This is a genomic window from Streptococcus sp. KHUD_016, from assembly GCF_051106465.1.
Lineage (GTDB): Bacteria > Bacillota > Bacilli > Lactobacillales > Streptococcaceae > Streptococcus.
Genome location: NZ_CP193663.1, coordinates 108,014 through 126,947, shown reverse-complemented (window position 1 = coordinate 126,947; position 18,934 = coordinate 108,014). Strand labels below are relative to the sequence as shown.

General features: G+C 42.3%; 17 protein-coding genes. 5 read left to right on the top strand and 12 right to left on the bottom strand.

The genetic code is table 11. The features are described 5' to 3' along the window. Nucleotides 1-1,680 carry a ribonuclease J1 gene (rnjA, locus tag ACORHV_RS00550; RefSeq protein ID WP_434398352.1) on the top strand — a complete coding sequence of 560 codons (1,680 nt, stop codon included), beginning with the start codon at nucleotides 1-3 and terminating at the stop codon, nucleotides 1,678-1,680. 62 nt (nucleotides 1,681-1,742) lie between these two features. On the opposite strand, the gene mnmG is transcribed toward rnjA, so the two are convergent. The 8 genes from mnmG to ACORHV_RS00510 all read right to left on the bottom strand — a co-directional run bounded on the left by mnmG (nucleotide 1,743) and on the right by ACORHV_RS00510 (nucleotide 11,943). After that, entirely contained in the window at nucleotides 1,743-3,656 is a 1,914-nt protein-coding gene (gene mnmG, locus ACORHV_RS00545; protein WP_000221903.1) for a tRNA uridine-5-carboxymethylaminomethyl(34) synthesis enzyme MnmG, read from the bottom strand. A gap of 8 nt (nucleotides 3,657-3,664) precedes the next feature. Next, entirely contained in the window at nucleotides 3,665-4,120 is a 456-nt protein-coding gene (locus ACORHV_RS00540; protein ID WP_414398231.1) for an NUDIX hydrolase, read from the bottom strand. 140 nt (nucleotides 4,121-4,260) lie between these two features. After that, the gene (gene mnmA, locus ACORHV_RS00535) at nucleotides 4,261-5,382 is read right to left on the bottom strand and encodes a tRNA 2-thiouridine(34) synthase MnmA (protein WP_007520866.1); all 1,122 of its coding nucleotides are present in this window, start codon (nucleotides 5,380-5,382) and stop codon (nucleotides 4,261-4,263) included. 161 nt (nucleotides 5,383-5,543) lie between these two features. Beyond that, nucleotides 5,544-6,935: an argininosuccinate lyase gene (gene argH / locus ACORHV_RS00530; RefSeq protein WP_434398349.1), complete on the bottom strand. Its 1,392-nt coding sequence runs from the start codon at nucleotides 6,933-6,935 to the stop codon at nucleotides 5,544-5,546. Nucleotides 6,936-6,962: 27 nt separating this feature from the next. Continuing rightward, nucleotides 6,963-8,159, bottom strand: a complete 1,197-nt coding sequence (locus ACORHV_RS00525) for an argininosuccinate synthase (protein WP_434398347.1) — start codon at nucleotides 8,157-8,159, stop codon at nucleotides 6,963-6,965. 15 nt (nucleotides 8,160-8,174) lie between these two features. After that, nucleotides 8,175-8,981 (bottom strand): ABC transporter substrate-binding protein, encoded by an 807-nt coding sequence (locus ACORHV_RS00520; RefSeq protein WP_434398345.1) that lies wholly within the window; start codon nucleotides 8,979-8,981, stop codon nucleotides 8,175-8,177. Nucleotides 8,982-9,208: 227 nt separating this feature from the next. Further along, the gene (locus tag ACORHV_RS00515) at nucleotides 9,209-9,838 is read right to left on the bottom strand and encodes an ABC transporter ATP-binding protein (protein ID WP_434398343.1); all 630 of its coding nucleotides are present in this window, start codon (nucleotides 9,836-9,838) and stop codon (nucleotides 9,209-9,211) included. Then, entirely contained in the window at nucleotides 9,835-11,943 is a 2,109-nt protein-coding gene (locus tag ACORHV_RS00510; protein WP_434398341.1) for a bacteriocin-associated integral membrane family protein, read from the bottom strand. Before ACORHV_RS00510 ends, ACORHV_RS00515 begins: the two co-directional genes overlap by 4 nt. A 162-nt stretch (nucleotides 11,944-12,105) precedes the next feature. On the opposite strand from ACORHV_RS00510, the gene ACORHV_RS00505 reads away from it, so the two are divergent. After that, nucleotides 12,106-12,969: a helix-turn-helix domain-containing protein gene (locus ACORHV_RS00505; RefSeq protein ID WP_001268185.1), complete on the top strand. Its 864-nt coding sequence runs from the start codon at nucleotides 12,106-12,108 to the stop codon at nucleotides 12,967-12,969. Nucleotides 12,970-13,020: 51 nt separating this feature from the next. On the opposite strand, the gene ACORHV_RS00500 is transcribed toward ACORHV_RS00505, so the two are convergent. Further along, complete coding sequence (locus ACORHV_RS00500; RefSeq protein ID WP_000060321.1) at nucleotides 13,021-13,656, bottom strand: LysM peptidoglycan-binding domain-containing protein; 636 nt, start codon at nucleotides 13,654-13,656, stop codon at nucleotides 13,021-13,023. Nucleotides 13,657-13,897: 241 nt separating this feature from the next. On the opposite strand from ACORHV_RS00500, the gene sdaAB reads away from it, so the two are divergent. From sdaAB to ACORHV_RS00485, 3 genes are read left to right on the top strand one after another with little or no spacing between them, the layout of a single operon-like run. After that, the gene (gene sdaAB, locus ACORHV_RS00495; protein WP_000555868.1) at nucleotides 13,898-14,569 is read left to right on the top strand and encodes an L-serine ammonia-lyase, iron-sulfur-dependent subunit beta; all 672 of its coding nucleotides are present in this window, start codon (nucleotides 13,898-13,900) and stop codon (nucleotides 14,567-14,569) included. A gap of 8 nt (nucleotides 14,570-14,577) precedes the next feature. Next, nucleotides 14,578-15,450 (top strand): L-serine ammonia-lyase, iron-sulfur-dependent, subunit alpha, encoded by an 873-nt coding sequence (gene sdaAA / locus ACORHV_RS00490; RefSeq protein WP_000500035.1) that lies wholly within the window; start codon nucleotides 14,578-14,580, stop codon nucleotides 15,448-15,450. Nucleotides 15,451-15,477: 27 nt separating this feature from the next. Further along, nucleotides 15,478-16,107 (top strand): HAD-IA family hydrolase, encoded by a 630-nt coding sequence (locus tag ACORHV_RS00485; RefSeq protein WP_001139324.1) that lies wholly within the window; start codon nucleotides 15,478-15,480, stop codon nucleotides 16,105-16,107. 95 nt (nucleotides 16,108-16,202) lie between these two features. Here the strand turns inward: ACORHV_RS00485 and ACORHV_RS00480 are convergent, their stop codons facing one another. From ACORHV_RS00480 to ACORHV_RS00470, 3 genes are all read right to left on the bottom strand, one after another. After that, nucleotides 16,203-16,418, bottom strand: coding sequence for a hypothetical protein (locus tag ACORHV_RS00480; RefSeq protein ID WP_000759536.1), 216 nt, complete (start codon nucleotides 16,416-16,418; stop codon nucleotides 16,203-16,205). Beyond that, nucleotides 16,393-16,815 (bottom strand): DUF805 domain-containing protein, encoded by a 423-nt coding sequence (locus tag ACORHV_RS00475; protein WP_000947292.1) that lies wholly within the window; start codon nucleotides 16,813-16,815, stop codon nucleotides 16,393-16,395. The genes ACORHV_RS00480 and ACORHV_RS00475 overlap by 26 nt, the downstream gene beginning before the upstream one ends. A 248-nt stretch (nucleotides 16,816-17,063) precedes the next feature. Further along, entirely contained in the window at nucleotides 17,064-18,914 is a 1,851-nt protein-coding gene (locus ACORHV_RS00470) for a nucleoside-diphosphate sugar epimerase/dehydratase (protein ID WP_001035729.1), read from the bottom strand. Nucleotides 18,915-18,934 lie beyond the last annotated feature (20 nt).

Genomic DNA, 18,934 nt, shown 5'->3' with positions numbered 1-18,934 from the left:
ATGGCCTACACTCTTAAACCTGAAGAAGTCGGCGTTTTTGCCATCGGTGGTCTGGGAGAAATCGGGAAAAACACATACGGAATTGAATACCAAGATGAGATTATCATCGTTGATGCTGGGATTAAATTTCCAGAAGATGACTTGCTGGGTATCGACTACGTTATCCCCGACTACTCTTACATCGTAGACAATATCGACCGCGTCAAGGCTGTTTTGATTACCCACGGACACGAGGACCACATCGGTGGGATTCCATTCCTGCTCAAGCAAGCAAATGTCCCTATCTATGCTGGACCACTTGCCTTGGCTTTGATCCGTGGAAAACTCGAAGAACACGGCCTCTTGCGCAACGCCAAACTTTACGAAATCAATCACAACACTGAGTTGACCTTTAAAAATCTCAAGGCAACTTTCTTTAGAACCACTCACTCTATTCCAGAGCCTTTGGGGATTGTCATTCATACCCCTCAAGGAAAAATCGTCTGTACAGGTGACTTTAAGTTTGACTTTACTCCAGTTGGGGAACCTGCGGACTTGCACCGGATGGCAGCCCTTGGTGAAGAAGGCGTGCTCTGTCTCCTGTCTGACTCGACAAATGCGGAAGTGCCAACCTTTACCAACTCTGAAAAAGTCGTTGGTCAGTCCATCATGAAGATTATCCAAGGCATCGAAGGACGTATCATCTTCGCATCCTTTGCCTCAAATATCTTCCGTCTCCAGCAAGCAACGGATGCCGCTGTTAAGACTGGACGCAAGATTGCGGTCTTTGGACGTTCGATGGAAAAGGCCATTGTCAATGGAATCGATCTTGGCTACATCAAAGCTCCTAAGGGAACCTTTATCGAGCCAAATGAAATCAAAGATTACCCTGCAGGCGAGGTTCTGATCCTCTGTACAGGTAGTCAAGGGGAGCCAATGGCAGCCCTCTCTCGTATCGCTAATGGAACTCACCGCCAGGTGCAACTCCAACCCGGCGATACCGTTATCTTCTCTTCTAGCCCAATCCCTGGAAATACTACTAGCGTCAACAAGTTGATTAACATCATTTCTGAAGCTGGTGTCGAAGTCATTCACGGAAAGATTAACAATATCCACACCTCTGGACACGGCGGTCAGCAAGAGCAAAAACTCATGCTCCGTTTGATCAAGCCGAAATACTTCATGCCTGTCCACGGTGAATATCGCATGCAGAAAGTCCACGCTGGACTAGCGGTGGATACTGGTGTTGAAAAGGACAATATCTTTATCATGAGTAATGGTGATGTGCTTGCTCTTACTGCTAACTCAGCTCGTATCGCAGGCCATTTCAACGCGCAAGACATCTATGTCGATGGAAATCGTATCGGTGAAATCGGCGCTGCTGTCCTCAAAGACCGCAGAGATCTATCTGAAGATGGTGTCGTTCTAGCAGTCGCAACTGTTGACTTCAAGTCTAAAATGATCTTGTCTGGTCCAGATATTCTCAGCCGAGGCTTTGTCTACATGAGAGAGTCTGGCGACTTGATTCGCCAAAGCCAGCGCATCCTCTTCAATGCTATTCGTATCGCGCTGAAGAACAAAGATGCTAGCGTGCAATCTGTCAATGGTGCTATTGTCAACGCCATCCGACCATTCCTTTATGAAAATACAGAACGTGAACCGATCATCATCCCGATGATCCTCACACCAGATGAAGAATAATACTCTTTGATTTTCATTGAATATAAGTCAAAAAAACAGCACCGTCTTCGGAGCTGTTTTTTCTACGCTTTCTTTTCTTGATTTTTAGAAATACTACGATTTTTACCTTCCAAATACACCATCAAAATAGAAATATCTGCTGGGTTTACTCCCGAAATTCGGCTAGCTTGGCCGATGGTTTCTGGATTGATGAGTTTGAACTTCTGGCGGGCTTCTGTCGCGATAGAATCAATATCATCCCAATCAATATTGGCTGGAATGCGTTTTTCTTCCATGCGTTTCATCTTGGCAACCTGATCCATGGCTTTGGAAATATAGCCTTCGTACTTGATCTCTGTTTCAATCAATTCGATAATCTTGTCATCCAAGTCCTCAGCAGCTGGTCCGATAAATGCAACTACATCTTGGTAAGACACTTCTGGGCGACGAAGGAATTCTTTGGCTGTCACTGCATCTGTCAACGGCTTAAAGCCCATCTCCTCAACCTTGGCATTGGTTTCCTTGACCGGCTTGAGTTTGATGCTGTCTAGACGTTTCATCTCATTGTCAAACTGATTTTTCTTGATTTCAAAACGAGCCCAACGTTCATCATCAACGAGACCAATTTCACGTCCCATCTCGGTCAAACGCATATCTGCATTGTCATGACGGAGGATGAGACGGTATTCAGCTCGACTGGTCAAGAGACGGTAAGGTTCAATGGTGCCCTTGGTCACCAAGTCGTCAATCATGACCCCGATATAACCGTCACTGCGCTTCAAAATCAATTCAGGCTTGCCTTGGATTTTCAGAGCCGCATTAATACCCGCGATAATCCCTTGGCCAGCAGCTTCTTCGTAACCAGATGTACCATTTGTCTGACCAGCTGTGAAAAGTCCTGAGATTTTCTTGGTTTCTAGTGTCGCACGCAACTGATGAGGCAAGACCATGTCATACTCAATGGCATAACCAGTTCGCATCATCTCAGCATTTTCCAAACCTTTGATGGAATGAACCAAGTCACGTTGGACATCCTCAGGCAGACTGGTTGAAAGTCCTTGGACATAAACTTCCTCTGTATTGCGCCCTTCTGGCTCTAGGAAGAGTTGGTGGCGTTCCTTGTCCGCAAAGCGTACAATCTTGTCCTCAATCGATGGACAGTAACGAGGCCCAACTCCCTTGACCACACCTGTGAACATAGGCGCACGGTGGAGGTTGTTTTGGATAATCTCATGACTGGTACCGTTGGTGTAGGTCAACCAGCATGGCACCTGGTCCTTGACATAGTCCTCATCACGTGAAGTGTAGGAGAAGTGATTTGGCGCTTCATCTCCTGGCTGAATCTCTGTCACATCGTAATTGATAGAGGAAGCCTTGACACGTGGAGGCGTTCCTGTCTTGAAACGACCAATTTCGAGTCCCAGTTCCTTGAGATTGTCAGCAAGGTTAATCGAAGCCAGACTGTGGTTAGGACCTGACGAATACTTGAGGTCTCCGATGATGATTTCCCCACGGAGTGCAGTCCCTGTCGTCACGATAACAGCCTTAGCAGCATATTCTTGATGGGTAGCTGTACGCACACCGACAACCTTACCATCTTCCACCAAAATCTCATCAATCATGGTTTGACGAAGGGTGAGATTCTCTTGATTTTCAACTGTCTTGCGCATCTCCTTAGAGTAAAGCTCCTTGTCAGCCTGCGCACGAAGGGCACGGACAGCTGGACCTTTCCCAGTGTTGAGCATCTTCATCTGGATGTAGGTCTTGTCAATGGTTTTAGCCATTTCACCACCAAGGGCATCCACTTCACGCACGACAATCCCCTTGGCAGAGCCACCGATAGAAGGGTTACAAGGCATAAAAGCCAGCATTTCAATGTTGATGGTCGCAAGCAAGACCTTACAACCCATACGGCTGGCTGCTAGGGATGCTTCTACCCCCGCGTGCCCCGCACCAATTACAATAATATCGTATTCTTCCGTAAAATTATAAGTCATTTTCTCTCCTATTCCTCAAGATGAATGTGTCTTAGTTGGCCGTCCCAGTCTGGTAGAGCTGTTTTTAAAAAGGCTGGAACTAGTTGGAAATTCTGGAGTTCGTCCAAGTCAATCCACTCACAAGGCTGCCTTTTCTCATCTTCCTGCATGGTCAATGGAGCATCTTCCAGCAAGTCTACCAAATAATGAAACTCGATGTTGTGATAGGAAACACCGTCTTGTTCAAAACGATTTTCAACTACGAAAGCTAGCTGCCCAGCTTGAGCTTTGACACCCAGTTCTTCCTTCACTTCACGGACTACCGCGTCTTCCGTGCTTTCATTGACTTGAATCGCACCGCCAATAGTGTAATACTGGCCCTTATCTTTGGTGACTAGGAGCTTGCCATTTTGGAGAATCAAGGCTGCCGCCCGAACACCAAAAACAGTATTTCCTACTTTTGTCCGAAAGTCTTGTTGAGTCATTTTTATCCTTTCCCTTAAACGACACAAAAACAGTCAAAACTCCAAAGAAGTGCAGGACAAAAAAGCCTGCAACATCCATGAGCTTTGACCATCATTTCTATTGCTTTTATTATTGTAGCAAATTGAGAAAATTTGTCAATCTAAATGTACTGACAAACCTGTCCATCTCGATAAGCATTATCAATCAAACCGCCACCGAGACACTCATCGCCATCGTAAAAGACAACTGCCTGTCCTGGTGTGATGGCGCGTTGCGGTTCCGCAAAGATGACCTCTGCCTTATCTCCTTTGACATGTACTGTCACCTTAGAATCAGGCTGACGGTAGCGGAATTTAGCCGTACATTCTAGCGTAAATTCCTCTGGCATCTCACGAGTAAAATGAACTTGACTGGCTTCTAGGCTGGTTGACATAAGCGAATCATGGTAAAAACCTTGGCCGACATAGAGGATATTCTTGCTTAGATCTTTTCCGACAACGAACCAAGGGGCATTGTCACCACCGTGTTGGCCACCGATACCGAGTCCGCCACGCTGACCAATCGTATAGTACATAAGGCCGGCATGCTCACCCATATCGCGACCATCCACAGTCATCATGCGACCAGGCTGAGCTGGCAGATAGTTGCTGAGAAAGTTTTTAAAGTTCTTTTCTCCGATAAAGCAAATCCCTGTCGAGTCTTTCTTCTTAGCAGTCGCAAGTCCTGCTTCTTCTGCGAGTCTGCGAACTTCAGGCTTTTCCAAATGTCCCAGTGGGAACATGGTTTTTTGGAGTTGTTCTTGCGAAAGTTGACTGAGGAAATAGGTCTGATCCTTGCCATTGTCCACGCCACGAAGCATGTGAACGATGCCATCCTCATCACGCGCCACTCGAGCATAATGCCCAGTCGCTACATAGTCTGCACCCAAGGTCATAGCATAATCCAAAAAGGCCTTGAACTTGATTTCCTTGTTACACATAACGTCTGGATTTGGCGTGCGCCCTGCACGGTATTCCGCTAGGAAATACTCAAAAACGCGGTCCCAGTACTCTTTTTCAAAATTGACAGAGTAGTAAGGAATGCCAATCTGGTCTGCCACTGCAGCCACATCCTTGTAATCTTCGGTCGCCGTACAGACGCCGTTTTCGTCTGTGTCATCCCAGTTCTTCATGAAGATACCGATCACATCGTAGCCCTGCTCCTTGAGCAAGAGAGCCGTCACCGACGAATCAACACCACCACTCATCCCCACAACAACACGTGTTTTAGAGTTATCACTCATGGTAAGTCTCCCATCTATTCGTTTATTCACGATTGAAGGTCGTGTGTGCTTTAACGATTGAAGGTCGCTTGAGCAGTATTCATTATAACACGCTTGGTTGGAGAAGACAAGAAAGAGGCTGATAAATCATCTCAACCTCTCTTTCTTCCTTTGCAAACGAATCAATTTTCCCCTTTAAGTTCTTTCTTCGCTTGTTCTATCTGGTATTTCACTTGCTCAAAGCCGGTTCCTCCTAAGGAATTCCGTCTCCGAACAGCGGTTTCTGGACGCAAGTAGATATAAATATCCTCTTCAATCAAGGGATGGTAGGCTTGCAACTCCTCCAAATCCCAATCTTGGATGTTTTTACCATGCTTGATAGAGTCTAGAACCAATTTCCCTACAATTTCATGCGCTTCTCTAAAAGGGAGTCCTTTTTCAGCCAAATAATCTGCCAGTTCGGTCGCATTCGAAAAATCATTCTCTGTGGATTGCTGCATTTTGGCCTTATTAACCTGCATGCTCGATAGCATACCTGCCAACACATCCAGAGAATTTAAAATCGTTTCTACTGTATCAAACATGCCTTCCTTGTCCTCTTGCAAATCCTTATTGTAAGCCAGAGGCAAAGACTTCATGACGGTCAATAGCCCAAGCAAGTTCCCGTAAACTCGGCCTGTCTTCCCTCGAATCAATTCCGCCATATCAGGATTTTTCTTCTGGGGCATGATAGATGAACCCGTTGAAAAGCTATCAGACAAGCTAATGTACTGATACTCAAAACTGCACCAATTGATGATTTCCTCACAAAAACGACTCATATGCATCATCAAAATGCTGGCATTTGACAGAAATTCTAAGATAAAATCACGGTCACTCACTGCGTCCAAGGAATTGGTATAGGGTTGTTGGAAACCCAATAAATCACTCGATAATTGACGATCGATTGGAAAAGTTGTCCCCGCTAAGGCAGCCGCACCCAGTGGAGATAGGTCCGTATGTTTCAAGTTAAATGCAAAGCGCTCGCTATCCCTTTGGAACATATTATAATAAGCCATGAGATGATGGGCAAAACTAATCGGTTGGGCATGTTGCAAATGAGTATAACCTGGCATGATGGTTTCCACATGTTTTTCAGCCAAATCCAGCAAAACACTGTTCAGATTCGCCAACTTATCCAAGACATGGCCAAGCTGCTCCTTTAGATATAAGTGCATATCCGTTGCGACTTGGTCATTCCGAGAACGAGCCGTGTGTAGTTTCCCAGCCAGAGGACCAATTTTCTCTGTCAGCAACACTTCCATATTCATATGAATATCTTCATTTGCAATATCAAAATGAAGCTCTCCTGCCTCTAAATCTCGCAACAAAGCTTGCAGACCATCTTGGATCTGCTCTGCCTCTTCCAAGCTCAAAATGCCAGTCTGTCCTAGCATTTGAACATGAGCTAGGGAACCCATCAAATCAAATTTCGCCAGCTGATGATCAAAGGAAATACTCGCACCGAACTGTTCTACCCACTCTTCCACAGTGCCTTCAAATCGACCACCCCATAATTTTGTATTTTTCGGCATATCCTGTCGTCCCTTTCTATCGCATCACTACTCAACATTTTTCTGAACTTCTGAATAAACCTTAGTCGGAAGCCCCCAAAGCTTGATAAATCCAACAGCCGCATCTTGGTCAAAAGTATCCGCACTAGTATAAGTCGCCAAATTTTCATCATAAAGAGAATTTGGAGATTTCCGCGCTACTACCTGAGCGTTTCCCTTATAGAGTTTAACTTTTGCAGTTCCATTGACAACTTTCTGTGTCTCCTTGATATAGGCAATCAAAGCCTGAGTTGCTGGGCTAAACCACAAGGCATTATAGATGAGATTGGACAACTCATTTTCGATAATAGGTTTGAAATGAGCCACTTCTCTCACAAGAGTCAAGTCCTCAATCTCCTTATGAGCTGCCAATAAAGTCACAGCACCTGGACACTCATAAATCTCTCTTGACTTAATACCGACTAGGCGATTTTCCACATGGTCAATACGACCAACACCGTGTTTGCCTGCAATTTCATTTAGCTTTTGAATCAAAGTAGCCACTTTCATCTTCTCTCCATTGAGGGAGATAGGCACCCCGCAACTAAACTCAATGTCAATAAATTCTGGACTGTCTGGTGCCTCTTCTGGAGAAGATGTGATTCCAAATGCTTCTTCTGGCGCTTGGTTCCAAGGATTTTCCAAGACACCACATTCATTTGCACGTCCCCAAAGATTTTGATCGACAGAGTAAGGATTGTCAAGGTCAGCTGGAACTGGAACGCCGTTTTCTTTGGCATATTGGATTTCTTCTTCACGAGACCATTTCCACTCACGAACAGGTGCAACTACCTTTAAATTGGGATCCAAAGCTGCAATAGAGACTTCAAACCGAACTTGGTCGTTTCCCTTGCCTGTACAACCATGGGCAATTGTAGTTGCCCCCGTCTGATGAGCTATTTCAACGAGTTTTTTTGAAATAAGAGGGCGACTCAGAGCAGATACCAAGGGATACTTCTGTTCATAGTAGGCATGAGCCTGAAGGGCCACTAAAACATAGTCATTAGCAAATTCTTCCTTAACATCAATGACATAAGACTCAATAGCCCCAACCTTGAGAGCTTTATCATGGATGAACTCCAAATCTTTTCCTTCACCCACATCCATACAAACAGCGATCACATCATAGTCTTTTTTTAACCATGTAATAGCAACTGATGTATCTAATCCACCTGAATAGGCTAAAATAACTTTTTCCTTACTCATTTCTCATCCTTCTTTCTATTTTTCGATAGAGGCTTTAAATGCATCGTCAATCAATTTGTCCAACTCCCCAGAATCCTTCAACTTCTGGATGGTTTTGTCAACCGCCTCTTTTAATTCTTTACTATCTTTTTTCATCGCAACAGCGTAGGAATCTTCCTTGTCATTGTCAAAATCAAACTCAGCGATGGCTAGGTCTGGATTATTCTCTACAAATCCTTTTGCCACTGGTTCCTCAAAGATAACCGCATCCAGTTGCCCTGATTTTAAATCTGTTATCAAATTTCCATTTTTAGGAAGTGAAACGAGAGAAGCATTCTGCAAGGTTTCTTTGGCCAGAGTTTCCTGGATAGAACCTTTCTGCGCTCCAACCTTTTTCTGAGCCAAATCCTTGACTGATTGGTAATTCGTTAATTCAGATTTTCTTACGATAACCTTATTTTTCGAAGTGTAGTAGGGAATTGAAAAATCGTAAACTTTACTTCTCTCCTCCGTTTTAGAAACACCTGATATGGCAAGATCGGCCTTACCTGAATCAAGGCTAGCCAGTACATTGTCAAAACTCATTGGAGAGAACTCCACTTCTACACCCAGTTCCTTTGCGATGGCTTTGGCGAGCTCAACATCTGAACCTACAATCTGATTTTTCCCATCGACCAATTTCTGGTATTCAAATGGAGCAAACTCTGGATTTAGTGCCACCACCAATTTTCCTTTAGCTTTAATGGCTTCAACACCTTGGGATTGAGTGTTACTACAAGCAAATAATAAGGGAAACATAAGCAAACCAAACATCGTCATCAACACCTTCTTCACTTTATTCATAGAAGAGCCTCCTTTTATTTTTATACCTCATTATTGTATAAATAATACTCTTCTCATCCTTGTTTGTCAAGAAAAAACTGTATTTTATTTCATTTTAATCAAGAAAAAGCTTATTATATGATATATTTTTACATATAATAAGCTTATTTATACTATTTGAATTTTAAAAATACAATTACCCAATTACAGGTAAGATGAAGAGATCAATGAACTCGCCACATTCTCTTTCACAATTCAATGACTCGATGGCATTGTTGAGCTACATAGGCATCGTGGGTAACGATAATGACCGTTTTCCCTTCCTTGTTCATATCTAAGAGAAATTTTAAAACCAAATCTCGATTTTCAGGATCTAGAGAACCGGTTGGTTCATCTGCTAAAAGGAGCTGACTCGGTTTTAAAATGGCTCTAGCAACTGCGATTCGTTGCTGTTCCCCTCCAGATAACTCTGAAACCTTCTGATATAGGGTTGACGACAAGCCCACTCTCTCTAAAATTTCTTCTATCTTTTTAACTTTATCTTTCTTGGACAATTTCACATACTTTAGAGCAAGCATGAGATTATACTCTACTGTTTCATTATCAATCAGAGCAAAATTTTGAAACAGATAGGAAATGTGTTCGCGGATAATCGCTTGCGACTTAGCAGAATTGACAGGTACATTTTTCTGACCGAAAATTTCATAATGCCCACTATAATCACCATCTATCAAACCCAATAGATTTAATAAGGTTGACTTGCCACTACCACTCTTTCCAACTATCGCAACTAAGTCCCCTTGGTTAATCTTCAGAGATAAGTTCTCCAAAATAACTTTTTTTCCAATGGTTTTCGTAATATTTTCCAACTTTATCATAAGATGTCCCCTTTCAATAACTGCGCCACATTTCGTTTTTCCATCTTAGAGCTCAAGAAAAGTACAAACAGAATATCTAAGCATGTAAATCCTGCGAAAAGCAAGGGTGGAAAAAGAGCATGAGCAAAGAATAGCAAGGCCATAAAAGGGAGGCTATAGACAGCTAATAGAAGACCCAGCAAGGAACGGTAGCGATCTATCAATTTCCAGCCCATAAACTTCTTGGTAATAATATCTGTTCGCTTCAACAAGAAAGTTGTTACTAGTAAGAAGTAGGAAATCATCATACTAAGGAGACCAAACAAAGCAAAGAGTAGATTAAAATTCCGAACAGCATCTCGATAAGAATCTACTTTCTCTTGTTGAATGGCTTGAATAGATGAAAACTTAAGATAGTTCCCATCTGACAATTTCTCAACTAACTCTGTAATCTCTTTTTGATGTTGAACCGTATTTTCGATTTTAATGGGATTATTTAAACCTGTTGTTGACAGGGAAGCTTTTTCATCCCACATCATATCAGAATCATTGACCAAGCTAATAATTGGATTGTAGAGATTTTCCTTTCGCTTATCACTATATGGGAAAAATGACCAATCTCCTTCATAATAGGCAATCTCGACATCCACCTCCTCTATCGTTCGTTTTTGCTGCTCTTCATACTTCATTGATTGATAGGTAATCAACTTCCCCAAGAGCTGGTTTTTCTCTTCTTCACCTTTCGTACTTGCTGGCATCAAAATAACTTTTTTAGTGCTGGTATCGGGTAACTTGAATCCCTTGCTCTTTAGAAAATTGCGATTAGCATAGTAAACATCCACCGTATCTGTTAACTGATATTGCTGAATCTGTTCTGATTTGACAAAATTTTTTACAGGAAGACTGCTACTTTGCACATAGCCCGCCTGCGTTTTTTCTACCAAATCCTGATAAAATCGATAGAAATAATCCACTGCTTGCCCTGAGCCTGCCAACTGCTCTTGCCACAGGTTATCATTGAGTTGGAAAGTTTCTAAGGTCAGATAATTTCCTTGACTGATCCACTGTTTCTGGTAATCCAACTCTTTGTTTTCTTGCTCCAAACTTTTTCCTACCCCAACTAGCAAGACTGTCAGTAAAATAGTAGTTCCAATTTTCATCAAATAATTAAAGAGTAGACTAAATTTGAAAGATGAAAAACCTTTCAGCAAAGAGCTGATTGTCATTTTTTGAATTAAGAGGTAAGTCAACCAACTGATAAAGAGATAAAGTTGCAAAAGCAAAAAATGCGACAACCATAACATTGGGAACAAATCTTTTGGCTTGTAATCAAGCAAGAAACATACTCCTAGATTGATCACAAGCGCCCCACCTAGGAGGAGGTAGAGGTTGCCTTTCACAACATCAGCTAAAACAGCCCGATCTTGAAAACCCAGTAATTTTTGTACCCCAACTCTTTTCATATCCATCATCGGTTGATACACTGTCACTAACACAAGAAGTAAAATAGCCAAGACAAAAACAATGGCAGATAAAAGCAAATCTCGATTTATGACTTCCACTGCACTTTTATAGGTCGGCTCTAGCAAGGTAGCCTGGTCTATCTTGAAAAAATCGCTCCATTTCTGTACAATCCTATCCTTGTCCATCTCTTGTGTAGAAGTTATCGTATAGCGACCATTTAAACTACGAGATGTATCCTTGATATAGGTTTGAAAAGTCATAAGCTGAATAGGCTTGGCTTTTAGAAAAGTCGGAATCGTACCAAGTTTATTGGAAATTTCTTTATTACTGTAAACTCCCTCACCATCTGTGGTAAAATCAAGAGAAGAAATCCCAAACTCTTGGTAGGGAAAGGTATCTTTATCAAAAACACCAGACTTGACCACCTCATCACCACTGTCTGTTTTGATGATGGAGACTTTATACTCCTTTGATACATCCTCAAAAAATCGAAGAACAGATGCTGCAGGTTCATTAATATCTTTCAAATACAAATCCAAAGAATCTACAGTCTTTCCCATTTCCCGAATCCGCACCACTTCTCGTGTGTAGTTTATATTAAAAACAAAAAAAGTGGTACACAAAAGCAGGAGTAACATACAGAAATTACTGATTTTTTTCATAAAAGTACCTCCTTAGTACTTTATCATCTTAGTCGTAGAATTTATTCCCTTTTTTCACAAATTTATTTTAGATTTCTTTTTTACTTTTTATACTACTATGATACAATATTTTTAATCAGTTTCTATTTTCTGTTAACTTTTTTCACGAACAAGGAGGAGATCATGCGCTACGATTTTGGAAATGTTTATAAAGAAATACGTGAGTCAAAAGGATTAACCCAAGAAGATGTCTGTGGTAGCGTCCTTTCAAGAACCAGCCTATCAAAAATCGAAAGCGGGAAAACAACTCCTAAATATGAGAATATGGAGTTTCTTCTCCGACAAGTCAATATGAGTTTTGAAGAGTTTGAATATATCTGTCAACTTTATCAACCAAGTCAACGCACAGAAATTATGCAAACCTATCTCAATATGAGCTCAATCCTAGGGACTAATGAACTCGAAAAACTATTTCAAAAATGTCAAGACTACCTCAAAACTCACCACGATCTCCCCATCAAAGAGATACGAGATATGCTAGAAATTGTTATCTATATTCGCCAAAATGGGACTAAAAAACTGTCAATCGAAGTTAACAATACTGTAAAGAAGCTATGGAAGAAGATAGAAAAGCAGGACACTTGGTACGAGAATGACTTAAAAATTCTCAATACCATTCTCTTTACCTTTCCTATAGAACATATCCATCTCATCACTGGAAAAATCTTGCAACGCTTAGAAGTCTATAAAAACTATCAACATTTATATGACTTGCGAATGGCAATCCTACTCAACCTCTCCACCATTTACTTATACAATCAAGATAGAAATATGTGTAAACAAATATGCTATACTTTACTAGAAGATGCCAAGAACAAGAAAAGCTACGATAGGCTTGCTATCTGCTATGTCCGTATTGGGATTTGTACGGATGATTCTAAACTTATCCAAAAAGGTTTCTCCCTTCTGGAACTAACCGATGAAACCTCCATGCTATCTCATCTCAAAAAAGAAGTAGAGACCTATCATCAACCAAAGGAAATATAAAAAAGTCGAGGGATTTCCTCGACTTTTACATATTTTTCTGTTAGCTAGTTCTTAATACCAACCGTTGTTAAGCCAGAAGTTCTTGGCAGCTGTCCATGAACCGTAACGTCCTGCAACGTAGGCATCTGCTACACGTTCTTGGTTTTCAGCTGAGTAGTCACCGTTCAAGTATGAATCTGTCAATTGGTAACGTCCGATGTAACGTCCGTTTGTAGCAGTGTAGCTACCGCCTGATTCTTTTTGAGCGATCCATTCTTTGGCTTCTGCTTCAGAACCACTTACAGTAGAAGCTGCTGCAGTGTTGCTTTCTGCTGCTGGAGTTGCAGGTGCAGCTGGCGCTTCATAGGTTGTTGTTTCAGTTACTTCTTCTGCAGTTTCTTCCGCAGCTGCTGGTGCTTCATAAGTTGTTGCTGAAGCTGCAGCGGTTGCAGTTGCTGTCGATGGAGCTGTTCCTTCGATAACCAAAACTTGGTCAACATAGATAAGGTGAATATCTTTGATGTTGTTTTTTGCTGCCAATTTTTCAACAGTTGTGTTGTACTTCTCAGCGATTTCTGAAAGAGTATCACCTGATTTAACTGTGTAAGTTACAGTTTCTTGGGCAGATGCAAGTGATGGAGCAAAGAAAGCAAGCAAAGTTGCTACTCCTGCGATAGTTGTTTTAATTTTTTTAGTTGTTAATGACATATCTAAAAATTCTCCTTCCATTGGATATATCTATGATACCTTTTAAATGTTACCGTTGTTTAACGGTTTTATGTAGAAATATTACAAAAATGTTTTATATTTACCGTTTTAAGGAGGTTTTTGTCACAAAAGACCTTATTTTATACTATCTTTAATCATTTTAAGCTTTTGATAAGGGAAATAAGCGCGGAGGTCCATTCTTTGATATAATAGATATAAGAATCTTTGTAAGGGGAAACAGATGCACTCACTTCGTTTTCAATCTGTCTTTGACATTATCGGACCTGTCATGATTGGCCCATCAAGTAGCCACACAGCTGGAGCTGTTCGCATCGGGAAAATCGTCTCTTCCATCTTTGACGATACGCCGACAGAAGTCGAATTCCAATTATTTAATTCATTTGCCAAAACCTACCGTGGTCATGGAACCGACCTTGCTCTCGTCGCTGGTATATTAGGTATGGATACGGACGATCCCGACATTCCAAATAGCCTAGAGATTGCCCATAAACGTGGTATCAAGATTGTCTGGACCATTCAGAAAGACAGCAATGCCCCTCATCCTAATACCACTAAAATTACTGTGAAGAATGAACACAAATCCATTAGTGTGACAGGAATTTCCATCGGTGGAGGAAATATCCAAGTTACGGAACTTAACGGCTTTGCTGTCTCTCTCAACATGAACACACCGACCATCATCATCGTGCATCAAGATGTTCCAGGTATGATTGCCCATGTTACTGAAGCCCTCTCTCGTTTCGATATCAACATCGCTCAGATGAATGTGACTCGAGAAAAAGCTGGAGAAAAAGCCATTATGATTATCGAAGTCGATAGTCGAAGTTGCGAAGAGGCGATTGAAGAAATCCGAAAAATCCCTCATCTCCACAATGTCAATTTCTTTAAGTAGGAGGAAACATGTTTTATTCTATCAAAGAATTGGTCGAGCAGGCGGATCTAGACTTCCAAGGAAATGTCGCAGAACTCATGATTGCGACAGAATATCAACTAACCGGTCGGGAACGGCCAGAAGTTCTCCTCCTCATGGAACGCAATCTAGAAGTCATGAAAGCCTCTGTCGAGCTCGGCCTCAGTGAAAACAAATCCCGTAGTGGCCTAACGGGTGGAGACGCGGCCAAACTAGACCGCCATCTCAAAAGTGGAAAGGCCTTGTCGGACCTTACCATCCTATCAGCAGCCCGTAATGCCATCGCGGTCAATGAACACAATGCGAAGATGGGCTTGGTCTGCGCTACTCCAACCGCAGGAAGTGCCGGCTGTCTGCCAGCCGTTCTCACTGCTGCTATCCAAAAACTTGACCTCAGCCACGAAGAACAGCTGGATTTCCTCTTTGCTGCTGGTGCCTTTGGACTAGTCATCGCAAACAATGCCTCTATCTCAGGCGCTGAAGGTGGCTGCCAGGCCGAAGTTGGCTCTGCCTCTGCCATGAGTGCCGCAGCCTTGACCTTGGCTGCAGGTGGAACTCCCTATCAGGCTAGTCAAGCCATCGCCTTTGTCATTAAAAATATGCTGGGCCTCATCTGCGACCCCGTCGCTGGTTTGGTTGAAGTTCCCTGTGTTAAGCGCAATGCCATGGGAGCCAGCTTTGCCTTTATCGCAGCAGACATGGCCTTGGCAGGTATCGAGTCTAAGATCCCTGTTGACGAAGTCATCGATGCCATGTACCAAGTCGGATCGAGTCTTCCAACTGCCTTTCGTGAAACGGCCGAGGGTGGACTCGCCGCCACACCTACTGGTCGCCGCCTACAAAAAGAAATCTTCGGAGAATAAGCTTATCTATATCTATTAGGAGAAACTATGCCCTCTATCTCAGCAATCTTTTTTGATCTAGACGGAACCCTGGTTGACAGTTCCCTCGGGATCCACAATGCCTTTACCCATACCTTTAAAAAGCTAGGAGTTCCAAGCCCTGATGCCAAAACCATTCGTGGTTTTATGGGACCGCCCCTTGAAAGTAGTTTTGCAACATGCCTTCCCCAGGAACAAATCTCTGAGGCCGTCCAGATATACCGCTCTTACTACAAGGAAAAAGGGATCCACGAAGCCCAACTCTTCCCCCGAATAACGGAATTACTCCAAGAACTTTCACAAAACTACCCTCTCTACATCACTACAACAAAGAATACTCCGACTGCCCAGGATATGACTAAAAATCTGGGAATCCATCATTTCTTTGACGGCATTTACGGCTCTAGTCCTGAAACGCCACACAAGGCGGATGTCATCCGTTACGCCTTGCAAATGCATCAACTTCCTGCAGACCAAGTCCTCATCATCGGAGACACCAAGTTTGACATGATTGGAGCCCAAGAAACTGGCATTAAAAAGTTCGCTGTTACTTGGGGATTTGGAGAAGAAGCTGATTTGCTCAGCTATCAGCCTGACTGGATTGCCCGTACCATTGATGATATCATTAAGCAACTATAAATAATACAACATACAAAAATACTCCTAACACTAGTGAACTAGGTTGAGGAGTATTTTTTATATATTGTTACTATCAGAAGGAATCAACTCCATGCTTAAGCAGTAATTTGATCCTGTTCTTCAGTATCTGTATCTTCATCCTTCTTACTTGGCCAAGCAAGCATGACAATAAGCGCAATCGGTCCAACGAGAGGAACCAAAGCAATGAAGATAAAGGCCCAGTGGAAACCAGCGTCTCGTAAGCAGCGAAGCGACTCAGACGTTTTTAAATAGAGTAAAAATATCTTAATATTTTCGTACCATTTCTTCAAACCGAGAGTCTTCCGTATTCTCTTTATCTTTTTCACTATTCTCTATCACTTTTTCTCCAAATCGTTGACTTGGCATAGCGAGCATAACGAGCAGTGTTATTGCACCCAAAGGAACAAATACAATAAAAATATAGGCCCAATGGATACCCACATCTCGTAAGCGACGTACTATCAGTGCTAGTAGAGGAACAAACTCTATTATAAACAAAATAATACACATACTGAAGACCGCAATATTCCTGATGGCTTTATCAGATTCTACTCCAGTAAAAAGTGAGTAGTAGGCGGGCAAGAAAATTATCATATTTAGCAGCCAAACCCACCAAAATTCTGGACGTGTGGAACGACCAGAAAAATTTGCATAGCCTTTGAAAAAACTCCTAATAGCACTCAGCATACAAAAATCTCCTTTTGATTTTAATACTTATTTCGCAAAGTTATGTTACCAGCTTAAAAAAGAGGTAGTTTTTAGATTGTCTGAAATCACTCTCCTAATAGATCACATAACATCGTCCCTTGAATAGTTGCGCTTATTAAACCTTTGAAAGATCCGATGTTCTCTACTCTCTATTTATAAAAACCAGCTTTCTGATTCTCTCAGAAAACTGGCGATAGTTGTTTCATTATGAAGGTAGATGGACACTCTTACTCAGCATGAGTTGTTTCGTTTGCAAAGGAAATGATGGCTTTTTTGAGCTCATCTCCGCTGAGTGAACGGAATTCTTCAATCTTTTGATCAATGGCTTCTAGAGGCATGACGTTAACCTTACCAACGAAAATCTTGTCCATGACTTGGTTATCAACCAATTCGGTCGAAACCAAGAGTTCTTCATAGAGTTTTTCTCCTGGGCGGATACCGACCTCAACGATTGGAATTTCACTTTCAGTGTGTCCGCTTAGAAGAACCATTTTCTTAGCCAAGTCATAGATCTTGACTGGTTTGCCCATATCGAGGATAAAGACTTCTCCGTCCTTGGCATAAGCGCCAGCATGGATTACTAGACGGCTAGCCTCTGGAATGGTCATAAAGTAACGTGTCATACGGAAGTCTGTCACCGTTACAGGACCGCCTTCAGCAATCTGACGTTCAAAGACAGGAATCACGCTACCACGACTACCGAGAACATTCCCAAAACGAACTGCACAGTAGGTTGATTTGCTGCGTTGGTTAAAGCCAGTGACAATCAATTCTGCCACGCGCTTGGTTGCACCCATAACATTCGGTGGATTGACCGCCTTATCAGTCGAAATCATGACCATCTTAGGCACTTTGGCCTCATCCACAGCCTTGGCAACATTGTAAGTTCCGAGGATATTGTTTTTGAAGGCTTCTTTTGGATTGCGTTCCATCATCGGAACGTGCTTGTGGGCAGCAGCATGGTAGACAATGGCTGGTTTGTACTGCTCAAACACCTGCAAGAGTCGGTCATAGTCCTGAATATCTGCAATAACAGGAACATAATCAATCCCTTGGAATGTACGGATCAATTCATGATAAACGAGATAGATTGAGTTTTCACCATGTCCAAGCAAGACAATACGCTCGGGATTAAAGCGACTAACCTGACGACAAATCTCTGAACCAATCGAACCACCTGCCCCTGTCACCAGGATGGTCTTGCCTGTAATCTCAGTACCCAGACGCGATTCGTCGAGACGAATTTCCTGACGGCCCAAAAGGTCTGTGATATCAATTTTTTGGAAACCACTACCTGGTTGATGGAGTCCTTGAACGACTGTCTCAACCTTAGGCATCTTGTAACATTTGACGCCTAGCTTATTACACATCTGCAAGATGCGTTCGTACTCTGATGGGTCAAGCGAAGGGATCGCTACGATGACACGCTCGATTTGGTGACGTTTAGCTAATTCAGGTAGATTATCATAAGAGCCCAGAACTGGGATCCCACCTAGTTTTTGTCCCTTTTTCTTTTCATCGTTATCCAAAATCCCCACTAGCTCAAGGTCGCTAGTTGGATGTTGGTAGCTGTTCATAAAGAGGGCGCCACCATCACCAGCACCGATCAAGAAGGTACGGCGATGCTCTCCATCTCCACTACCTTGCTTGCGCTTAGAATAAATCAGCTGCCAAGTGATACGAGGAAGCAAGATGAGGAAGGTACTCAACAAAATGAAGAGTACGATGAAACGGATAGAAAACAATGGAAGAAAGGCATAGCAGATTCCATAAGAAAGAACACTGCTGAGCATCACTCCGAAAAAGATTTTCATGAAATCCGTAATCTTGCTATAACGACTAATACTAGCATTTAGCCCCCAAAACGCAATCATGATTTGATAGAGGAGGAAGGCTAAAAGAGTGTAGATCACGTAATCCACAGGCGCAGGATTTATAAGGCCATAAAACAAGATATAAGATACGATGATGGAAACCACCATACTCAGAATATCGAATATCCCCCAAAACACTTGTTTTTGCTGTTTATTTAAAATTTCAACCAGATCAATCACATAATCTGTTAGTTTTTTATTCATAGGAATTTACTCCCCCTTAA